The sequence below is a fragment of the Roseovarius atlanticus genome (genome assembly GCF_001441615.1).
GTDB classification, from domain to species: Bacteria; Pseudomonadota; Alphaproteobacteria; order Rhodobacterales; family Rhodobacteraceae; genus Roseovarius; species Roseovarius atlanticus.
In genome coordinates this window covers 143164-162375 of the sequence record NZ_LAXJ01000020.1, presented here as the reverse complement: position 1 = coordinate 162375, position 19212 = coordinate 143164, and the positions used below count along the sequence as shown (strand labels likewise).

Annotated in this window: 19 protein-coding genes; 11 read left to right on the top strand and 8 right to left on the bottom strand. The window is 61.5% G+C overall.

Annotated features, from left to right (window positions below; genetic code table 11):
- Positions 1 to 3 precede the first annotated feature (3 nt).
- The 3 genes from dnaN to rpsT form a co-directional block, all read right to left on the bottom strand.
- Complete coding sequence (dnaN, locus tag XM53_RS17315) at positions 4 to 1122, bottom strand: DNA polymerase III subunit beta (RefSeq protein ID WP_057795592.1); 1119 nt, start codon at positions 1120 to 1122, stop codon at positions 4 to 6.
- Positions 1123 to 1211: 89 nt separating this feature from the next.
- Positions 1212 to 2600 (bottom strand): chromosomal replication initiator protein DnaA, encoded by a 1389-nt coding sequence (dnaA, locus tag XM53_RS17310; protein WP_057795590.1) that lies wholly within the window; start codon positions 2598 to 2600, stop codon positions 1212 to 1214.
- A 494-nt stretch (positions 2601 to 3094) separates the two neighbouring features.
- Entirely contained in the window at positions 3095 to 3358 is a 264-nt protein-coding gene (rpsT, locus tag XM53_RS17305) for a 30S ribosomal protein S20 (protein ID WP_057795588.1), read from the bottom strand.
- Positions 3359 to 3587: 229 nt separating this feature from the next.
- Here rpsT and XM53_RS17300 point away from each other — a divergent pair, with 229 nt between their 5' ends.
- Positions 3588 to 4901 carry a serine hydroxymethyltransferase gene (locus XM53_RS17300; RefSeq protein WP_057795586.1) on the top strand — a complete coding sequence of 438 codons (1314 nt, stop codon included), beginning with the start codon at positions 3588 to 3590 and terminating at the stop codon, positions 4899 to 4901.
- 31 nt (positions 4902 to 4932) lie between these two features.
- On the opposite strand, the gene XM53_RS17295 is transcribed toward XM53_RS17300, so the two are convergent.
- The gene (locus XM53_RS17295) at positions 4933 to 5709 is read right to left on the bottom strand and encodes an enoyl-CoA hydratase (RefSeq protein WP_057795584.1); all 777 of its coding nucleotides are present in this window, start codon (positions 5707 to 5709) and stop codon (positions 4933 to 4935) included.
- Between the two features lie 65 nt (positions 5710 to 5774).
- Complete coding sequence (mutM, locus tag XM53_RS17290) at positions 5775 to 6626, bottom strand: bifunctional DNA-formamidopyrimidine glycosylase/DNA-(apurinic or apyrimidinic site) lyase (protein WP_057795582.1); 852 nt, start codon at positions 6624 to 6626, stop codon at positions 5775 to 5777.
- Between the two features lie 95 nt (positions 6627 to 6721).
- Between mutM and ubiE the strand changes: the two genes are divergently transcribed.
- The 4 genes from ubiE (at position 6722) to XM53_RS17270 (ending at position 11930) form a co-directional block, all read left to right on the top strand.
- On the top strand, positions 6722 to 7465 hold the full coding sequence (gene ubiE, locus XM53_RS17285; RefSeq protein ID WP_057795580.1) for a bifunctional demethylmenaquinone methyltransferase/2-methoxy-6-polyprenyl-1,4-benzoquinol methylase UbiE: 744 nt from the start codon (positions 6722 to 6724) through the stop codon (positions 7463 to 7465).
- A 3-nt stretch (positions 7466 to 7468) separates the two neighbouring features.
- Positions 7469 to 9001, top strand: a complete 1533-nt coding sequence (gene ubiB, locus XM53_RS17280; protein ID WP_057795578.1) for a 2-polyprenylphenol 6-hydroxylase — start codon at positions 7469 to 7471, stop codon at positions 8999 to 9001.
- 116 nt (positions 9002 to 9117) lie between these two features.
- Positions 9118 to 11238: a YjbH domain-containing protein gene (locus XM53_RS17275; RefSeq protein WP_236544539.1), complete on the top strand. Its 2121-nt coding sequence runs from the start codon at positions 9118 to 9120 to the stop codon at positions 11236 to 11238.
- Positions 11235 to 11930, top strand: coding sequence for a YjbF family lipoprotein (locus XM53_RS17270; protein WP_082631075.1), 696 nt, complete (start codon positions 11235 to 11237; stop codon positions 11928 to 11930). The genes XM53_RS17275 and XM53_RS17270 overlap by 4 nt, the downstream gene beginning before the upstream one ends.
- Positions 11931 to 12093: 163 nt before the next feature.
- Here XM53_RS17270 and XM53_RS17265 read toward each other — a convergent pair whose 3' ends face one another.
- The 3 genes from XM53_RS17265 to XM53_RS22605 form a co-directional block, all read right to left on the bottom strand.
- Positions 12094 to 12324, bottom strand: coding sequence for a hypothetical protein (locus XM53_RS17265; protein ID WP_144435585.1), 231 nt, complete (start codon positions 12322 to 12324; stop codon positions 12094 to 12096).
- Positions 12325 to 12477: 153 nt separating this feature from the next.
- Positions 12478 to 13149 carry a flagellar hook capping FlgD N-terminal domain-containing protein gene (locus tag XM53_RS17260; RefSeq protein ID WP_057795572.1) on the bottom strand — a complete coding sequence of 224 codons (672 nt, stop codon included), beginning with the start codon at positions 13147 to 13149 and terminating at the stop codon, positions 12478 to 12480.
- Positions 13150 to 13169: 20 nt separating this feature from the next.
- Positions 13170 to 15131 carry a flagellar hook-length control protein FliK gene (locus XM53_RS22605; RefSeq protein ID WP_160321406.1) on the bottom strand — a complete coding sequence of 654 codons (1962 nt, stop codon included), beginning with the start codon at positions 15129 to 15131 and terminating at the stop codon, positions 13170 to 13172.
- A 170-nt stretch (positions 15132 to 15301) separates the two neighbouring features.
- Here XM53_RS22605 and XM53_RS23760 point away from each other — a divergent pair, with 170 nt between their 5' ends.
- From XM53_RS23760 to XM53_RS17215, 6 genes are all read left to right on the top strand, one after another.
- The gene (locus XM53_RS23760) at positions 15302 to 15601 is read left to right on the top strand and encodes a rod-binding protein (protein ID WP_236544538.1); all 300 of its coding nucleotides are present in this window, start codon (positions 15302 to 15304) and stop codon (positions 15599 to 15601) included.
- Positions 15594 to 15956 (top strand): flagellar protein FlgN, encoded by a 363-nt coding sequence (locus XM53_RS17235; protein WP_057795562.1) that lies wholly within the window; start codon positions 15594 to 15596, stop codon positions 15954 to 15956. The genes XM53_RS23760 and XM53_RS17235 overlap by 8 nt, the downstream gene beginning before the upstream one ends.
- A gap of 225 nt (positions 15957 to 16181) precedes the next feature.
- Positions 16182 to 17486 (top strand): flagellin N-terminal helical domain-containing protein, encoded by a 1305-nt coding sequence (locus tag XM53_RS17230; RefSeq protein ID WP_057795560.1) that lies wholly within the window; start codon positions 16182 to 16184, stop codon positions 17484 to 17486.
- A gap of 85 nt (positions 17487 to 17571) precedes the next feature.
- The gene (gene flaF, locus XM53_RS17225) at positions 17572 to 17988 is read left to right on the top strand and encodes a flagellar biosynthesis regulator FlaF (protein WP_057795559.1); all 417 of its coding nucleotides are present in this window, start codon (positions 17572 to 17574) and stop codon (positions 17986 to 17988) included.
- A gap of 1 nt (position 17989) precedes the next feature.
- Complete coding sequence (flbT, locus tag XM53_RS17220; protein ID WP_057795557.1) at positions 17990 to 18406, top strand: flagellar biosynthesis repressor FlbT; 417 nt, start codon at positions 17990 to 17992, stop codon at positions 18404 to 18406.
- Positions 18406 to 19194: a DUF1217 domain-containing protein gene (locus XM53_RS17215; RefSeq protein WP_057795555.1), complete on the top strand. Its 789-nt coding sequence runs from the start codon at positions 18406 to 18408 to the stop codon at positions 19192 to 19194. The genes flbT and XM53_RS17215 overlap by 1 nt, the downstream gene beginning before the upstream one ends.
- The last annotated feature ends 18 nt before the right edge of the window (positions 19195 to 19212 follow it).

The following is a 19212-nucleotide window of genomic DNA, read 5'->3' as shown; positions in this document are numbered from 1 at the left end:
GCCTCACACGCGCATCGGCATCACGACATAAACCGCCGACGTGTCATTGCCTTCGCGCATCAGCGTCGGATCGCCCGAGGAATTGAACATGAAGACGGCGTTTTCACGATCGACCTGGCTGGCGATTTCCAGCAAGTACTTGGCGTTGAACCCGATTTCCAGCCGCTCGTCGCCATAGGCCACGGCCAGCTCCTCCTCGGCGGCGCCACTGTCGGGTGCGTTGACCGACAGGATCAGGCGATCCTCGTCCAGTGCCAGCTTAACCGCGCGCGAACGTTCGGAGCTGACGGTGGCGACACGGTCGACGGCCTGGGCGAATTCGCTGGCGTCCACCTCCATCTTGCGGGTGTTGCCTTGCGGGATGACCCGCGTGTAATCCGGGAATGTGCCGTCGATCACCTTGGAGGTCAGGGTGATATTCGGCGTGGCGAACCGCACCTTGGTTTCGCTGACCGACACCGCGACAGCCATATCGTCGTCGTCCAAGAGCTTGCGCAGTTCACCCACGGTCTTGCGCGGGACGATCACGCCCGGCATGTCCTCGGCACCGTCAGGCAGGTCGGCGTCGATCCGGGCCAGGCGGTGGCCGTCCGTGGCCACGCAGCGCAGCACCTTGCCGCCCTCGGCATCCGACACGTGCATATAGACGCCGTTGAGGTAATAGCGCGTTTCCTCCGTCGAGATCGCGAATTTGGATTTGTCGAACAGCCGGCGCAGCACCGGGGCCTTGGCAGAGAAATTGCAGGAGTACTCGGACGACGCCATCACCGGGAAATCTTCCTTGGGCAGGGTCGCCAGCGAGAAGTTCGAGCGCCCCGCCTCGACCGTCAGGCGCCCCGACGCGCCATCGTCGGTCAGCGTCACCAGCGCCCCGTCGGGCAGCTTGCGCACGATTTCGTGCAGCGTCACTGCCGACACGGTCGTGGCACCCGGGCGTTCCACCTGGGCCGGGGCCTTGTCGACCACCTCGATGTCGAGGTCGGTCGCGCGGAAATGCACGGCATCCCCCTCGGCCTCGATCAGCACGTTGGCAAGGATCGGGATCGTGTTGCGCCGTTCGACCACGGACTGGGCCTGCGAAACCGCCTTGAGCAGCGTTCCGCGTTCGATGCTGAGTTTCATGCCCTCGCTCCCTGCGTGCGTGCCTCTGACGGGCACCGGGACCGGCACGTTAGCAAGTTTCGCCTTATGCTCAAGCCTTTTATTGCCCTTCAGCCCTCGAGCGCGCGGCGCAGAATCTTGAGGTCTTCGGCAAGCTGCGCGTCCTGCGCGCTAAGCTCTTCGATCCGGCGCACGCCGTGCATCACCGTGGTGTGGTCGCGCCCGCCGAAGCGCCGGCCGATTTCGGGCAAAGAGCGCGACGTCAGCTGCTTGCAAAGGAACATCGCGATCTGCCTTGGGCGGGCAAAGGTACGCACGCGCTTGGGCCCGATCATGTCGCTGAGGCGGATGTTGAAATGTTCGGAGACGTGGCGCTGGATCTCTTCGATCGAGACCTTGCGTTCAGACGCGCGCAGGATGTCGGCAAGACAGTCCTGGGCCAGTTCCATCGTGATCTGGTGACCGACCAGCGAGGCAAACGCGTAAAGCCGGGTCAGCGCGCCTTCGAGCACACGCACGTTGGTCGAGATGCGATGCGCGAGGAATTCCAGCACCCCATCAGCCATTTCGAGGCTGGGATATTGCTCGGCAAAGCGGTCTGCCTTGGATTGCAGGATGCCGAGGCGCAGTTCGTAGTCGGTGGGATGCAGATCCACCACGAGGCCGCATTGCAGGCGCGACTTTATGCGCTCTTCGAGGTTTTCGATCTCGCCCGGGGCGCGGTCGGCGGAAATGACGATCTGCTTGTTCTGATCCACAAGCGCGTTGAACGTGTGAAAGAATTCTTCTTGCGTACTGTCCTTGCCGGCGATGAATTGCACGTCGTCGACCATCAGCACGTCGACCGAGCGAAAGAGCTCCTTGAAATCCATCATGCGACGGTCGCGCAGCGCCTGCACAAACCGGTACATGAATTGCTCGGCAGAGAGATAGAGCACGTTCAACTCGGGCCGCGCGGCCTGAAGATCCCATGCGATGGCGTGCATCAGGTGCGTCTTGCCCAGCCCGACGCCACCGTAGAGGAACAGCGGGTTGAACGTGACCGGGCCACCTTCGGCCACGCGCTTGGCCGCGGCGTGCGCCAGTTCGTTGGGTTTGCCCACGACGAAACGGTCGAACGTGAATCGCTCGTCCAGGGGCGCCGATGACAGCACATCATCCGACAGGCGCGCCTTGGCACGCGTCGGTGCCGGGGTTGCGGTGCCAGTGGCGGCCTCGGTCGTGCTTGCAGTGGCGGTGGCGGGTTTTTGCGACGAATTCGCCGCGACCTGAAAATCAATCCGCCGGATCGAGGGGGCATAGCCGTTCACCTTGAACAGGATCAACTCGCCGAAATTGCGGGAAACGTAATTGCCCTGAAACGTGGTCGGAACCTTGAAGGTCACAACGTCATCGTTGATCGCAGTCAGTTCGAGCGGCTCGATCCAGTTGGTGAAATTGTTCTTTCCGATTGTCTTGAGCAGGTCTTGCTTGATTTGGCCCCATTGATCTTTGGTCATTTTTATCCCGTTCCGCGGTCTTGTTGTTGAACCCCAGCACACCCTCGATCGGCGCACCACCTTCTTGATGCGATCGCGGTTCGGTCAGGAACAGACATACCACATCCCATTGCCCGACACGAGGTACCGGGCAACAAGCCGAATGGCCTTTGTCAAAACGCGGTCCTGCGCTGGCCTTCTCTCGTCCCCACAAGCGTAAGGCAAGCCGCATGGATCGCGCCAATTCCGTCGGACAAAATGATCGCCCTCGACACGTGTCGAATGGTCCGGTTCGATCAGAGCAGTTGATCGTGCTTACCGGTCCGAGCGCCTGTCCCCCCAAGCGTGAATCGCTTAGGTAAATTAGCAATGGAGTCAGCAAGGCGGCAACTGTTCTTAGCGCTTGACTCGATCTTTGCCGCGAAAAAGTCACATGGTCCCGAGTCGTTCCTAGCCATAAAAAAAAGGTGCCGCGCGATTCGGCACCTTTTCCTTCAATAGCTTAGCGCCCTGTTTCAGCCGAGCGATTTCACTCGCGAAGACAGCCGTGCCATTTTCCGCGAAGCGGTGTTTTTATGAAACACTCCTTTCGAAACGCCCCGCATCAGTTCGGGCTGCGCGGCACGGAGTGCGTTCTGTGCAGCTTCCTTGTCACCGGATGCAATCGCTTCCTCGACTTTGCGCAGGAATGTGCGAATCCGCGAACGGCGCGCTTTGTTGACATCGAGGCGGCGGGCGTTCTGGCGCGCGCGCTTTTTGGACTGGAGAGTATTGGCCATGGTGTGAACCTTTTCGGGTCTGTCGTTGCGTTTCAAATGTGCACGAGGACGAGCCCGTTCCGGCAGGCCAAAGGCCGGAATGATTCTGGCCAGAGCGGGCCGCACGCGCATGTATGGCGCAGGCGTATAGCGGCAAACGCCCGGAAAGCAAAGCGGGAATTGACGAAAACCGCTTTCACCCACGTCGCGCGCCCGGCATGATCCGACCAATTCAATTGGAGAAACGAAAATGACCCTTGCCCACCGGAACTGGGTGCCCACACAAAGCGAGACGCTGGTTCAGACCATTGCGACACGGACAGGTTCGCAAAGCAGTGCAGCGATTGCCACGCAGATCGAGGCGCTGGCAGCGCAGAACCGCGAAATACACGAGCGCGAATGCTTCAACCTGAACCCCGCGACCAATGTCATGAACCCGCGCGCCGAGGCGCTGCTGTCGTCGGGGATCGGATCGCGGCCGTCGCTGGGCTATCCCGGCGACAAATATGAGATGGGTCTTGAAGCCATCGAGGAAATCGAAGTCATCGCCGCCGAGCTGGTCGCCGAGATCTTTCAGGCGAAGTTTGCCGAGATTCGCGTGCCGTCCGGGGCGCTGGCGAATCTCTATTCCTTCATGGCGACCTGCAAACCCGGCGATACGATCATCGCGCCTCCGGCCACGATCGGCGGACATGTCACGCACCATACCGATGGATGTGCCGGGCTGTTCGGTCTGCGTACCGTTCCGGCGCCGGTCAACGCAGACGGATACACAGTTGATCTGGATGCGCTGCGCGACCTGGCTCGGCACGAAAACCCCGCGCTGATCACCGTGGGCGGGTCGCTGAACCTGTTTGAGCATCCCGTCGCTGAGGTCCGCGAGATTGCCGACGCCGTGGGTGCGAAGGTCATGTTCGATGCGGCGCATCAATGCGGGATCATCGCCGGGCGCGCCTGGAAGAACCCCCTGGCAGAAGGCGCGCATCTGATGACGATGAGCACCTACAAGAGCCTTGGCGGCCCGGCGGGCGGCGTGATCGTCACCAACGAGGCAGATATGGCCGAACGTCTGGACGCCATCGCCTTTCCCGGGATGACGGCCAATTTCGATGCGGCCAAGTCGGCGGCACTGGCGGTGTCGATGCTGGACTGGCGCGAGCACGGCTCGGCCTACGCGCGGGCGATGATCGACCTGTCCAAGGCGCTGGCGGACGCGTTGGCGTCATTGGGCCTTCCAGTATTCAGAACGCCCAAGGGATATACCAATTCGCATCAGTTCGCGGTCGAAGCGGCACAGTTCGGCGGCGGTCAGGCCGCGTCGAAGACGTTGCGCAAAGCCGGGTTCCTGGCTTGCGGAATCGGACTGCCCATCGCGGACGTGCCGGGTGACATGAACGGGTTGCGCATCGGCACGCCGGAGCTGGTGCGCTGGGGCGTCACAGCGCAGGATGCCCCTGCGCTTGCGGCATTGATCCACGAAGGCCTGACCGCAGATCCCGAAGCGGTCGCACCGCGAACGCAGGAATTGCGCGAGCGGTTCGACAGCCTGCATTTCGTGATCTGAAATCGGGCGGGGGCAGACAGCCCCCTTCCCCTTACTTGTCGCGAAACTGCGCTTCGCGCTTTTCGGCGAAGGCGGCCATGCCTTCCTTCTGGTCCTCGGTCGCGAAAAGCGAGTGGAAGACGCGGCGCTCGAACAAGAGGCCCTCGGCCAGCGGCACCTCGTAAGAACGATTGACTGCTTCCTTGACGGCCATGACCGTGATCATGGACTTTTCCGCGATCTTGCCCGCGGCGGCCATGGCTTCTTCCGTCAGCTTCTTGGCCGGAACGACGCGGCTGACAAGGCCCGAGCGCTCGGCCTCGTCGGCGTCCATAAAGCGCCCGGTCAGGTTCATGTCCATGGATTTCGACTTGCCGATGAACCGCGTCAGGCGTTGGCTGCCGCCCATTCCGGCCATCACGCCGAGATTGATTTCAGGCTGGCCGAACTTGGCGTTGTCGGCGGCGATGATGAAGTCGCACATCATGGCCAGCTCGCATCCGCCGCCCAGCGCATAGCCCGACACGGCGGCGATGATCGGCTTGCGGATGCGCACGATGGCGTCCGCCTCGGGGCCGAAGAGGTTGCCTGCGAACACGTCGACAAACGACTTTTCCGACATCATCTTGATGTCCGCCCCGGCGGCGAAAGCCTTTTCCGAGCCGGTGATGACGATGCAGCGCACCTTGTCGTTGCCTTCGGCATCCTGCAACGCATCGACAAGCTCGCCCAACAGCTGGTCGTTGAGGGCGTTCAGGGCATCGGGGCGGTTCAGGGTGATTTTGGCGACGTGGTCTTCTACTTCGACGATGATCGTCTCATAGGCCATGAAATCTGCTTTCGCTTGTTTCTGTCAGACTTGAGTCATTACCATTTGAGGCAGTCGGATCAAGGTTATCTTTGACAGGTCGCGCAGTAGAAGCTGGAACGGCCCGATTGCACGACGCGGCGCACATTTCCCGGGCATCCAGCGCGGCGGCAGGGGGCACCTTCGCGGTCGTAGACGTCGAAGCTGTGCTGAAAATATCCAAGCTCGCCATCGGCTTGGCGAAAATCGCGCAACGAGGACCCGCCCGCGAGGATCGCGTCGTTCAGCACGGCGCGGATGATCGGAACAAGTGCCGCGACCCGCTTGGCCGAGATGCGTCCGGCGCGGCGCAGGGGCGAGATTCCGGCCCGGAAGAGCGCCTCGCAGACGTAGATATTGCCCAGCCCTGCCACGATTCGTTGATCCAGCAGGGCGGATTTGATCGGGGTGTTCTTATCCTTCAGCGCTGCGACGAGATAAGGCTCGTCGAACTTGTTGCCCAAGGGCTCGGGGCCGAGTTTGGCCAGCAGGGGGTGGGCCTCGGCGTTGTCGGTGGCCATCAGGTCCATCGCGCCAAAGCGGCGCGGGTCGTTGAAGGTGATGCGGGCGCCGTTGACCATGTCGAGCACCACGTGGTCATGTTTCTCCGCAGCGGGATGGTCGTGTACGAACTGCCCCAGCGGATCGCCCGAGATCAGGATCCGGCCGGACATGCCGAGATGAATCAACAGCGTCTCGCCCGAGGACAGGTCGGCAAGAATGTATTTCGAGCGCCGCCGCAGGCTTAGGACACGCTGTCCGGTCAGCCGCGTGGCCATGCCCGGCGGAAAGGGCCAGCGCAGGTCGGGGCGGTTGACCTGTGCCGACGCAATCACGGCACCGGTCATCGCAGGCTCCAGCCCGCGGCGCACTGTCTCGACCTCTGGCAATTCCGGCATTCCGCTCCCTCTGCGACCAAACGGGCGCATTGTAACCCGCCCCCGGCGACCTATAAGAAGGACTTGAGGATCAAACGGCAAGGCCGCGGGGATAAATGACCGGGAAAACAACGCATTTCGGATACGAGGACATCCCCGAGGAGGAGAAGGCAGGCCGCGTGCGCGGCGTGTTCGGCTCGGTCGCGTCGAAATATGACGTGATGAACGACGCGATGTCCTTCGGCATCCACCGTGTCTGGAAGGACGCGATGATGGATTGGCTGGCCCCGCGCGCGGACCAGCGCCTGCTGGACGTGGCGGGCGGCACGGGCGACATCGCCTTTCGGTTTCTGAAACGGGCCGGCTCGGGCCACGCCACGGTGCTGGACCTCACCGAACCGATGCTGGTCGAGGGGCGCAAGCGGGCCGAGGCGGAGCAGATGGCGGCGAGCCTCGACTGGGTGGTGGGCGACGCGATGGCGCTGCCCTTTGCAGATAACAGTTTCGACGTCTACACGATCAGCTTCGGCATCCGGAACGTCACCCGCCCGCAGGAGGCCCTGAACGAGGCCTTTCGCGTGCTGAAACCAGGCGGGCGGCTGATGGTGCTGGAATTCAGCCAGATCCCCAATGATCTGATGCAGAAGGTCTATGACCTTTATTCGTTCAACATCATTCCGCAGATGGGCCGGGCGATTGCCGGGGATCGCGACAGCTATCAGTACCTGGTGGAATCGATCCGCAAGTTCCCCGACCAGGAAACCTTTCTGAACATGGTGCGCCAGGCCGGGTTCGAGCAGGCCAAGTACCGCAACCTCAGCATGGGGATCGCTTGCCTGCATTCCGGCTGGAAGATCTGAGCCATGCGCGGACCGCACAACATCCTGCGCCTGATCCGCACGGGCGCCACGCTGGAACGCACCGGCGCGATGCGGCTGATCATGGATGCGATGGACGCGCCACCCCTGGTTCGCGGGACGATGCGGTTCCTGGCCTGGCCGTTTCAATGGCTGGGCTACAAGGGCGACACCAACATGCCGCCTGCCCTGCGCGCGCTGACGGCGCTGGGCCCGGCCTATATCAAGTTCGGGCAGGTCTTTTCGACCCGGCCCGACATCGTGGGCGATGCGCTGGCGCAGGAGTTGCGCGTATTGCAGGACAAGCTTCCACCCTTCGATGCCGAAGTGGCCAAGGCCAGTGTCGCCAGTTCGATGGGTCAGCCGGTCGAGGCCGTTTTCTCGGAGTTCAGCGACCCCATTGCCGCCGCCTCGATCGCGCAGGTGCACAAGGCGCGGCTGCGCGAAACCGGGCAGGACGTGGCGGTCAAGGTGCTGCGGCCGGGAATTGAGCGGGCCTTTCGCAGGGACATCGACGCGTTCTATTTCGCGGCACGCATGATCGAGGTACTGTCCCCGTCCGCCCGCCGCCTGAAACCGCGCGACGTGATCGCCCATTTCGAGGGCGTGGTTAACGGAGAACTCGACCTGCGTCTCGAAGCGGCCTCGGCCAGCGAGTTCACCGCCAACACCGCCGAGGACGAAGGCTTCAGCCTGCCGGCCGTGAACTGGGATATGTCCGGGCGGCGCGTGATGGTGATGGAATGGGCCGACGGGGCGCCGATGGGCGACAACGCCGCCATAGACGCCGCCGGCCACGACCGGGCCGAGCTTGGCGAACGAGTGTTGCAGCTGTTCCTGAAACACGCCCTGCGCGACGGGTTTTTTCACGCCGACATGCACCAGGGCAACCTGAAGGTCGCGCCAAATGGCGATATCATCGCCTATGATTTCGGGATCATGGGGCATATCGACGAGTACACCCGCCGGGTCTATGCCGAGATCCTCTATGGCTTTATCAAGCGCGATTACCAACGTGTCGCCGAAGTGCATTTCGAGGCCGGCTACGTGCCGCCCGACCGCGACGTGGACGAGTTTGCTCGTGCCCTTAGAGCCGTGGGCGAACCGATTTTCGGCATGGATGCCTCGAAGATCTCGATGGGCGGGCTGTTAAGCTATCTCTTTGAAGTAACAGAGAGATTCGGGATGGAAACCCGCACCGAACTGATCCTTCTGCAACGGACGATGGTCGTTGTCGAGGGTGTCGCGCGAAGCCTGAACCCGCAGACCAATATCTGGCAGGTCGCCAAGCCGGTGGTCGAGGATTACATCCGCAAGAATATCGGCCCCGGCGCCGCGGTGCGCGACCTGCGCCGCACGCTGATGGTGCTGTCGCGCTACGGGCCGCGCTTGCCGAAGATCGTCGAAAGCGCGTTGATCCGCCAATCTTCGCCCGAACCAGAACCAACGCGCGGCCTGCGCTGGAAATCCGTGCTATGGCTGGGTATGGGCATCACTCTGGGTGCCATGGCAACCATGCTGGCAACGGTATTCATCTGAAGACGTGGTATTGATGTGACTCCTGATATCTATCGAATGACACGACGCTTCGGGCGGTGTCGGAATCACATCTGCTTGGCTAACGTCGACGGGACGTCAATGAAGGGAAACGCGCAGTGATCCGCACACCGACACGCGTTCTGGTCGCGCTTGGGATGTTCGGCCTTCCGGCCGTGGCAAGCGCCGACGATCTTATAACGCGGACGACCAACAACTATGGTACGCCCGGCGGTCTGATCGACATGCCCACGGCCGAAGTCGCGCCGGACGGCGAGCTGACCACCAACGTCACATATTTCGACGGGTTCTTCCGGACGACGCTGAGCTTTCAGATCACGGACCGGCTGTCCGGCAGTTTTCGCTATGCCGGGACAGAAGATATCACCCCGCAATTCTCGACCTATTACGACCGCAGTTTCGACCTTCGGTTCCGCCTGTTCGATGAGACCGATTTCACCCCTGCGGTGTCGGTCGGCCTTCAGGATTTCGTCGGCACCGGCCTTTTGTCCGGCGAATACATCGTCGCCACCAAGTCGATCGGCGACCGCCTGCGCGTGACCGGCGGCCTGGGCTTTGGGCGTTTCGGCAGCTACGCCAGCGACGGCAGCTTTGGGACGCGCACGCCATTCAGCTTTAACCAGGGCGGCACGGGCGGTCAGTTCAATATCGACGACTGGTTCCAGGGTGACTACGCCTTCTTCGGCGGGGTCAGCTATCAGGCAACCGACAAGCTTTTGCTGAGCGCGGAGTATTCTTCGGACAATTACGACACCGCGCAATCTGCCGGCATTCTGAAACGGTCGATCCCGTGGAACTTTGCCGCAACGTACCAAGTAAGCCAGAACACCTCGCTGCGTGCCTTCGCCCTGCATGGCGAGGAATTCGGCGCATCACTGACCTTCAATCTCAATCCCAAGAATCCTTCCGTCAAGGGCGGCACGGAACTTGCGCCGCTGCCCGTTGCCGTGCGCGGCCCGCGCAGCGCCGAGGACCTGGGCTGGACCACGCAACCGGGCCGCGAACAGGCGATCACCGCGTCGCTGGAACAAAGCCTTCAACAATCCGACCTTGACCTTGAGGGTATGACCCTGAACGGACGCTCCGCACATGTGCGGATCCGCAACGAAAAGTACGATGCCACGTCCCAGGCCCTGGGGCGCACGCTGCGCAGCATGAGCCGCGAGTTGCCGCCGTCGGTCGAGATGCTGCATGTCACGCTGATCGAGAACGGCATCCCGGCCAGCACGATGTCCTTCAGCCGGACCGACCTGGAGCGTCTGGAGCACCGGCCGGCGCGCGAGGCGCTTGCCGCCGCACGCTTTACCGACACGTTGCGCTTTGGCGATTATCCCGATCCCTTCGAGAGCGTCTATCCGCGGTTCGAATGGTCGATCGGACCATATCTGCGCACGTCGCTGTTTGACCCCAGCAATCCGCTACGGGCCGATATCGGCATCCGCGCCAAGGCCAAGTATCACCTTGGATCGGGCTGGATCGTATCGGGATCTCTCGGTCAGAAGGTGATCGGCAATCTTGACAGCGCGGTGCGGCCAAACAACTCTCAACTGCCTCAGGTTCGGTCGGACGTGGACCGCTACAACCGCACGGACGAGCCGTTCATCGAAAACCTTACTGTCGCTAAATACGGCCGCCTCTGGCCGGATTTCTACAGCCGTGTCACCGCGGGCTATCTGGAGCGGATGTATGCCGGTATCTCGGGCGAAGTCCTGTGGAAGCCTGTGGACAGCCGTCTCGCGCTGGGTGCCGAGATCAACTACACGCATCCGCGCGATTTCGATCAACAATTCGGCCTGCGCTCTCGAGTGACACCCGGCGGTACGATCCCGGAATTCAACGGCCACGTTTCGGCCTATTACGATTTCGGAAACGGCTTTCACGGCCAGATTGACGCAGGCCGCTACCTGGCCGGCGATTGGGGCGGTACGATTACGCTGGACCGGGAATTCGCCAATGGATGGAAAATCGGCGCATTCGCCACTTTCACGGATGTTCCAGCCAGCCAGTTCGGCGAAGGGTCTTTCGACAAGGGCATCCGGTTCACCGTGCCGCTGTCGTGGCTGGTGGGCACGCCGACGAAGCAGAAGGCGAGCGGCGTCTTGCGTCCCCTTACCCGAGACGGCGGTCAGCGGCTGGAAGTCGACGGGCGCCTTTACGACACCATCCGCGAGTCGCACCGGCCGGAAGTTGCCAAAAGCTGGGGGAAATACTGGAGATGACGCCGAGCAAGACGCTACTTCTCGCAGTCGGGGTATTGACTGCGCTGTCTATGGCGGGCTGTACCAACACCCGGCAGGGCGTTTCGGTTCTGTCCGTCGGCAAGACCCTGATCGACTCGCGCCGCGCCCAGGGCCCGGCGAAAAAGGAAATTCCCGACAGCGTTGTCCAGCGCGAGATACGTCGCGCGTTGAGTTCCAGCGATGGTCCCTTCGCGCTAATGCAGATCGAAGGAACCGGCAGCGTCGCCGTGTTGCGCGTCATTGAAACGAACGGCCCCTACAGGACCTGGTCGGCCTGGGGGACGTCCGAGCGGCGCAGCGTTTCGACGCGCGGCGGTGTCATCACCTCGACGCGCGGGCTGGGCACAGACCTCATGTCGTCAAGCGTCAACGGCTTGCTGGGGATGCTCTCGCGTCGCCAGGACGGCATTGAACGGCAGGTTTTGCGGCATCTGGACGGCGAGAACCAGATTGAGGAAACCGAAGCCTACTGCGCGTTCACCCCGGATGGACGCCAGACCTACGAGGGCGGCGCGCTGAGGCTTGCGGTGACGCGTATCGACGTTTTTTGCAAGACGGACACGGGCACGTTCAACAATTACTACCTGGTCAGCGATTCAGGCAGAATTGTCGAGGCTCGCACCTGGCTTGGCGAAGGTCTGGGATATTTCACGCTGAGCCACCTGCGCTGAGCGCGGTGTTTCGAAACGCTTAGGCGCGCCCGCAACGTGAACCTGGCATCAGTTGCCCGGGGCGCTTGATGCGGTGCCGATTCATGTTATCGAAATTCAGACCGGGAAAAAGAAAAACGGGCCTCGAAAGGCCCGCTCGAAGATACCTAAACGGTTGGACGAATTAATTCGTCACCAGGCTCGTCGTCGTGGAAGAGCCGTCGGCCAGTGCCACGATAAGGCCCGCGGCGACAACACCGACAACAACGTAGGTCACGCCCCCGATTTGCATGGTTTCGAGCGATTGCGTCGAAACGAAGGGATCGTTGGTCGTGGTCGCTTCTTCTGCAACGGCCGGCGCAACCGAAGCTGCAACGACAGCGCTAGCTGCGATAAGTGTCGTAAGTTTCTTCATGACAGACTCCATGTCATTTGGTTGCACGATGCCGAAGCACCTGTTCACCGGGCTTATCCCATAAAACCGGCCGAAATAAAACCCATTCCGAACAGTTCCGGAAGAATCTGGCCTTTCGCGTCCAGCTGTTGCCGATCCGCCAAATTTTTCATCTTATCGCGGCAATCGAAGGCCAAGTAGAGCCGATGCCGGCACTTCCTGGCCGCTTTCCATGACCAGAACAGTTTGGCCTGCCTCCGTCCTGGCTTCGATGATGCGACCATGGACCTGTGCCGGCGTCGAGCCGACAATTTCGTCGCCAGAGTAAGACTCGACACTGATATCGTACGTTCCCGAGGGCAGAAGGTTGCCGTCCCGATCGGTGCCCAGCCACGCGATTTCTTCGCGATCGCCGGAAACTTCCAGACGCTGTACCTCGGTGCCCGCGCTATCTCGCACGACCAGTTCATGCCGGTCGGCAATGGTGTCGCCAGAGACCGTCAGGGCCACCGGAGCGCCATCGAAAACGACCGGCGCGATCGCGCGACCTTCCATGCCAATCCAGCCTGACAATTGCGACACGCCCATCAGGCCCATCTGCGCGCCAAGGGCCGACAAAAGATCGTTTGTCTTGACCTGCTGTTCCACGCTCGAGAACGTGGCCAACTGCGTCGCAAATTCCGTCGACTCCATCGGGTTGAGCGGATCCTGATTTTCCATTTGAACCGTCAGCATTCGGATGAAGGTCTCGAAATCCGAACTCAGTACGGATGACTCTCCTGCAGAGGATGCGGACCCGCGAGAGCCGGTTCCGGCAGCGGTTGCGGAAAGTGTGGAGATATCCATGAGAATGTCCTTCAGATTGATCAAAGACGAATGTCGACACGGTCAAGCGCGATCTGCGCCCTCGTGTTGCCTGGTTCGGCAGCCTCTCTCGTGTTGGCTTCGAGCACCGCGCCTTCGCGGCGATGCGACTCACGATCCTCGTTGCTGCCCTGACCCGACCTAGCGTCACTGCCTTGACCAAACGAGAATTCGGCCGCGCCATAGCCGATCTGCTGGAACTCTTGCGCGAGAATATCGGTATGTCTGCGCATCAGGTCCAAGGTTTCGGGCCTATCGGCCAGCACGACCACGACCACGCCGGTGTCGTTGGTTTGCAAATTGATTCGCACACGCCCAAGCTCGGCCGGGTTCAACCGGATCTCGACACTTTTGTCAGTGCCGCTGCGGAACCCGCTGGCAAGTTGCTCCGCGACATGGCGCGGCAGCTCTGGTGACAGCGCTGACATGGGGGCATTGGGACGCAGCGGCGCACTTGTCTCGACTTGGCTGGTCAAGGCGCCGGATGCAGTCGTTCGGCTGGCATCGACCTCAAGCCCGCGCGACCAATCCTCACCAAGGCGACTTGCGCCGGGTACTTGAGTAGCCGTGGTTGGCGTTGGGGTCATGGCCGCTGCCTGCGTCTTGGGCCCGCTGGATTGCCACGCCGGCCCCTTGGCTGAAGTGGACGTCACTTCCGGTTCGGCAACGGGCCGAACCCTGGTTTCCGACAGCGTCACCTCTTGCTTCGGCATATCTTGTTGACCTGCCGGTAAGCCGCCTGGCTGGGCGATGCCCTGAGCGGTCTGTATTCGGGATGTAGCCGCGTCGCGCACGACAGACGCATCGGCACTCGCGCGCGCGGGTTTGGCAAACGGACGCGCGGTGCGCTCGGCAGCAAGCTGCGCCACCGCAGTGCTCGGCGCGGAACGCTCCGGCGATGGTGATGCGGGCTTGATTACGCTCGTCGGCTCGCTGCCCAGCCTGGCGGGCCGCGGCAGTTCGGCGAAGTCTGCTTCCGGCGCCGGCGCCTGCGGCAAAGTCTGGTTGTTTTCGCGCGGCTGCTTCTGCGAATTTGATGGCGCAGCAGCCTCCGGGCTTGAACGGACATGGCCCTGGATCACCGCCTCACTCTTGGCACGCACGTCGGGCTGTGCGGTGCCGGTTTCGGTGCGCGACCGGACATCTTCGGCCACTGTGACACTGTTCCGAGATGCGGAATGGGAGGTCGCGGACCGCGATATCGCACCGGAGACCGCTGCCGTACTGAATGCAGAAATGTGATGATCGCCTTCAGCGCTTTTTGTGGCCTGCGGCGCCACGCCCACAGGAACGGTCGTCTGGCGGGCGGTTGCCAGAACACCCGGCGCCGCCAGGCTCGGTGCCTCGGCGCCCTTCGCGCCCGCTACGACGGCACGGCCTGCAGTCCCGTTCTGGCCCGGTTCCTCAGGCCAAAGCAGCGTCGGAGGCTCGGAGACGTTCCTTTGGAGCGTGCTTTCACGACTTGGCACGGGGTATTGCAACACGTCGCCGCTCTCTGCCGTAAGCCCCGCCTTGGTATCTTGAAGTACGGAGTCAGGCGGACCGGAACGGTCCGACCCTTTGCCGCCGGGTGCCGCGATAATCGACCGCGCGTTCGCCGTGGGCGGCCCGCCATCGCGACGTGGCATATCCTGCTTTGCGACCTCACCCTTTTCCGGCTGGGCAAGAATAACCCGAGCTTCGGGGCGCGCACTGCTGTCGCGCGCGACACGCGCAACGGAATCAGCTTCGTCACTGTCGTCTACTTCGTCACTTTCGGTTGCGGCGTCATCTCCGGCGATGTCACGCGGCGGCTCACCCGGGTCGTCCGGCACATTTTCAGGAGTATCCGCCTCTGGCTGGAGACTTACGGGAACAACGTCCGGAGAGTGGCGCGGCCGACCCTCGGCGAAAATCGAAGCGAAGCTCGCCGGCCCGGAATTATCGTTGGGTCTCTCCCGTTCCGATACCAGATCGGTTTTCACCAGGGTGCCGCCCTTTGGCGGTGTGGCGGCAGTCTCGGTTGAGTGTATGTGCAACATTCGTGAGCTCCGGGATTTCTTCCTCGCTCATCGAACTTCGCAGAGGGTGATTACCAGTTCTTTACCGCTTTGGTGTCAAATGCCGGAAAGTTCGCAGCATTCGAGGGATTCTGGTGACCGATCATTTACCCATCAAACCTACGCCGGGCACGCCGCCTGCGAAACGTGTTGTTTCATCTTCGTCTTTAGACGCAGCGCGCAAGGCGGCCGAGAAGCTCGAGGCAACGTTTCTTGCCGAAATGCTCAAGGCCGCCGGTTTCGGCGAGCAGGTGAATTCCTTTTCCGGGGGCGAGGGCGAAGATCAGTTTGCCTCGTTTCACCGCCAGGCGATTGCGGACAAGATCGCCCAGGCCGGAGGAATCGGCCTGTCCGAACATTTCCTGAGATCAATGATGGAGAAAAGAAATGAGTGACGACTCCTCTGCGCAAGCGCTGGTCGATGAATTGGACGTCCTTCTGGATGCGGAGCGGCAAGCGGTTCTGAGCGGAAATCTGGACGAGATGGCCCGCCTGTTGGAGCGCAAAGAAGCGCTGATCGACCTGCTGGGTCAACTCGATGCCGAGGATTCGGCCGTAATATCGAACATCCAGGACAAGCTGTCTCGTAACCAATTGTTGCTTGACGGCGCCTTGCAAGGCATTCGTCGGGCCTCGGCAAGGCTTGCCGCTGTGCGCAAGGTCCGCCGCTCGCTGGAAACCTACGGCGAGGACGGGCAGAAGAAAACCATCGACGCTCAGATCACGCGCCAGCTGGAAAAACGCGCGTGAGCGGTCCACCAAGTTTGCTGCGTATTTGTCCTAAATGCCAATCATAAGCCGGATCGGCCTTAGGACTCTCTTAGCACTTTGACGGCATTTCTCGGGCTGCGTCCCAGGGCGGATGGCGCGATGCCGACGAAGCGCATCGCAAACGTCAGAATGACTTTCGAGACCATCGCCCAAGGGCGGTAAATCTGTAACGGCGCAAAAGCGCCGCAGCTAAAGGACTATGCTATGTCAAGCATTCTGACGAACAACAGCGCAATGGTTGCACTGCAAACCTTGCGTTCGATCAACTCGAACCTGGCATCGACTCAGGCGGAAATCTCGACCGGCAAATCGGTCGCGACCGCCAAGGACAACTCGGCCGTGTGGGCCATCTCGAAAGTGATGGAAGCAGACGTGAAGGGTTTTCAATCGATCTCGGACAGCCTCGCGCTGGGCGAGTCCACGGTTGCCGTGGCCCAGAACGCGGCTGAGACAATCTCGGACCTGCTGACCGACATCAAGGGCAAGATCGTGAACGCCCAGGAGGCGAACGTCGATCGTGCCAAGATCCAGGCAGACATCGACGTTCTGCGCGATCAGATTTCGGCCGTCTCGGGTGCTGCCCAGTTCAATGGTCTGAACCTGTTGTCGAACCGTGAAAACGAAGCCGGCACCGGAACTGTCGAAATCCTCAGTTCGCTGGACCGCGCCTCGAACGGCACGGTTGGCGTCAGCTATATCGACGTCAGCAAGAACGACCTCGGCACCGAAGTCACCGACTACACCACAGGCACGATAATTGCCGCTGGTTCCGCCACCACGGTCAGTGGTAACGTCGCTGCAGCCGCTGGCGCCGATCTGGACGGCGCAGGCACAGCACCGACCGAGACCTTGACAATCGACTCTGTCGAGGCGGGCACGGCCATTCAGATCAATATTTCCGGGTCGGCCAACCTTGGTTCGTTCGACGACTCGACGCGCGATGTGTCTTACGTAGCACGTGACGGTGACACCCAAGAAGACATGGCGAATGCCTTGGCCGATGCGTTTAACGCGCGTGTCGCAAGCAGCATCGAAGCTGGTGACATTCCGCAAGGCACCACCATCGCAGCAGCGGTAACCGTCGCAGCCAGCGGCGCTGCCACGATCACCTTCACAGGCTCTGAGACGACCGGCGAAGACTTCACTCTGAGCGCTATCGAGACCACGGACGTGACCTTGGGCGGCGGCCTCGAAGACCTGGCAGATATCGATGTGAGAACGGATGAAGGCGCCGATGCGGCACTGGAAGACATCGAAGGACTGATCCAGACAGCAATCGACTCAGCGGCGGATTTCGGCTCTGTCCGGGGTCGGATTGAAACCCAGGCGGAGTTCGTCCTGAACCTGACGGACTCGCTCAAATCCGGGATCGGGTCGCTGGTCGATGCCGACATGGAAGAAGCCTCGGCGCGTCTGCAGGCGCTTCAGGTGCAGCAGCAGCTGGGCGTCCAGGCTTTGTCCATTGCCAACAGCGCACCGCAACAGCTGCTTAGCCTCTTCCGGGGTTAACACAGCAGGGAGCGCCCTCTCGCAAGGGGGGCGCTTCCAATCCTCTGAACAGGTCTGATGCATAAACCTCCCGAAGGAGACAGCCGTGAACGCAACGCTGAAAGCGCAAAACGCCTATCGCGACGAGGCCCAGCCGATACGTACCGATCGCGACAACGAATATGATGCGTTCGCGCGTATCACCAGCCGGCTGAAAGCCGCGGCGGATCGAGGTCCCAGCGGCTTCAAGGCGCTGGCCGCCGCAATTTACGACAATCGCCGGCTCTGGACCGTGCTTGCGGGCGATGTCGTAAGCAAGTCCAACGCCCTGCCTCCGGAAATTCAGGCCCGTATCCTTTATCTTTCTGAGTTCACGCGCATCCACAGCGCCAAGGTGCTCAGCCGTACGGCCTCCGTCGCCCCCCTTGTCGAAATCAACACCGCCGTAATGAAGGGTCTGCGCCGCCCGAACGCCGTCAACACCGGCCGGACCTCTGCACGGCCCGCCCAGGAGTGTCTGTGACATGAGCGGACTTGTCCTGAAACTCAGCCCGAGGGAACGTGTCCTGGTCAATGGTGCGGTCATCGAGAACGGCGAACGTCGCTCGCGCCTGTCAATCATGACACCAAACGCCAACATTCTACGTCTGCGCGATGCCATTCACCCGGAAGAGGCGACCACGCCGGTACGTCGCGCCTGCTATGCCGCGCAGCTTGTTCTGTCCGGCGATCATAATGCGGAGGACTCCCGGATGCCGATGCTCAAGCGGATCGAGGAACTGAGCCAGGTCTTTACCGACTCGGATAGCAGGGCCAACCTGACCAAGGCGACAGAGGCTGTCATCGAAGGCCAGCATTATCAGTGCCTCAAATCGCTGCGAAGCTTGATACCACGAGAGGACAGGGTGCTCGCGCATACAAAGGTCCAGGGGACGATCTGATGTTCCAGCCGGTCATTCCTATGTCCGGACTGGCCGGATGGATGTTCTTGCAAAGGACTGCGAACAGCCAGGCGGAGGCGTTCAACAACTCTCCTCGCATCGTTCGCGATACCGAATATTTCGAAGTGACGATCGGCCAGGTCACAAGCGCGGAAGAGCTGGTCGGGGACCGGCGTCTTCTGCGCGTCGCCCTCGGGGCTTTCGGGCTTCAGGACGATCTGAACAACCGATACCTGATCCGCACGGTTCTGGAGCAAGGCACCGAGTCGAACGACGCCCTGGCAAACCGGCTCTCGGATGACCGCTACCAACGTTTTGCAAAGGCATTTGGGTTTGGCAATAGCAGCGGCGCGCTTACACAAGACCCGCTTTTTGCCGCAGATATCACTGCCAAGTTCCGGGCGCGTTCTTTCGAAGTGGCCGTCGGGGAGCAGAACGAATCCATGCGACTGAGCCTGAACGCGGATCGCGAGCTTTTGGACCTGGCCCAGTCGGACGGCTCCGAAGACACCAAATGGTTTCGGGTTCTGGGCACCCCGCCCCTGCGCGCGGTGTTTGAAACGGCACTCGGTCTGCCGGACGGCTTCGGTCAGTTGGACATTGATCGGCAGCTGGAGATTTTCAAGGACAAGTCACGCAGCTCTTTGGGGCTGGAGACGATCGACGATCTGGCCGAAGACAGCGCGCGTGAAGACCTGGTCAGGGCCTTCCTGGTCCGCGACCAGCTTAAGGCGATTTCGTTCCAGTCCCCCACATCAATCGCCTTGACGCTGTTGCAGGCACGCTGACCGAGTTCACCAGTCGCA

Excerpts from the sequence above, each read along its gene's own strand:
- dnaN (WP_057795592.1), bottom strand. The coding sequence starts at position 1,122 with ATGAAACTCAGCATCGAACGCGGAACGCTGCTCAAGGCGGTTTCGCAG.
- dnaA (WP_057795590.1), bottom strand. The coding sequence starts at position 2,600 with ATGACCAAAGATCAATGGGGCCAAATCAAGCAAGACCTGCTCAAGACA.
- rpsT (WP_057795588.1), bottom strand. The coding sequence starts at position 3,358 with ATGGCCAATACTCTCCAGTCCAAAAAGCGCGCGCGCCAGAACGCCCGC.
- XM53_RS17300 (WP_057795586.1), top strand. The coding sequence starts at position 3,588 with ATGACCCTTGCCCACCGGAACTGGGTGCCCACACAAAGCGAGACGCTG.
- XM53_RS17295 (WP_057795584.1), bottom strand. The coding sequence starts at position 5,709 with ATGGCCTATGAGACGATCATCGTCGAAGTAGAAGACCACGTCGCCAAA.
- mutM (WP_057795582.1), bottom strand. The coding sequence starts at position 6,626 with ATGCCGGAATTGCCAGAGGTCGAGACAGTGCGCCGCGGGCTGGAGCCT.
- ubiE (WP_057795580.1), top strand. The coding sequence starts at position 6,722 with ATGACCGGGAAAACAACGCATTTCGGATACGAGGACATCCCCGAGGAG.
- ubiB (WP_057795578.1), top strand. The coding sequence starts at position 7,469 with ATGCGCGGACCGCACAACATCCTGCGCCTGATCCGCACGGGCGCCACG.
- XM53_RS17270 (WP_082631075.1), top strand. The coding sequence starts at position 11,235 with ATGACGCCGAGCAAGACGCTACTTCTCGCAGTCGGGGTATTGACTGCG.
- XM53_RS17265 (WP_144435585.1), bottom strand. The coding sequence starts at position 12,324 with ATGAAGAAACTTACGACACTTATCGCAGCTAGCGCTGTCGTTGCAGCT.
- XM53_RS17260 (WP_057795572.1), bottom strand. The coding sequence starts at position 13,149 with ATGGATATCTCCACACTTTCCGCAACCGCTGCCGGAACCGGCTCTCGC.
- XM53_RS17235 (WP_057795562.1), top strand. The coding sequence starts at position 15,594 with ATGAGTGACGACTCCTCTGCGCAAGCGCTGGTCGATGAATTGGACGTC.
- XM53_RS17230 (WP_057795560.1), top strand. The coding sequence starts at position 16,182 with ATGTCAAGCATTCTGACGAACAACAGCGCAATGGTTGCACTGCAAACC.
- flbT (WP_057795557.1), top strand. The coding sequence starts at position 17,990 with ATGAGCGGACTTGTCCTGAAACTCAGCCCGAGGGAACGTGTCCTGGTC.
- XM53_RS17215 (WP_057795555.1), top strand. The coding sequence starts at position 18,406 with ATGTTCCAGCCGGTCATTCCTATGTCCGGACTGGCCGGATGGATGTTC.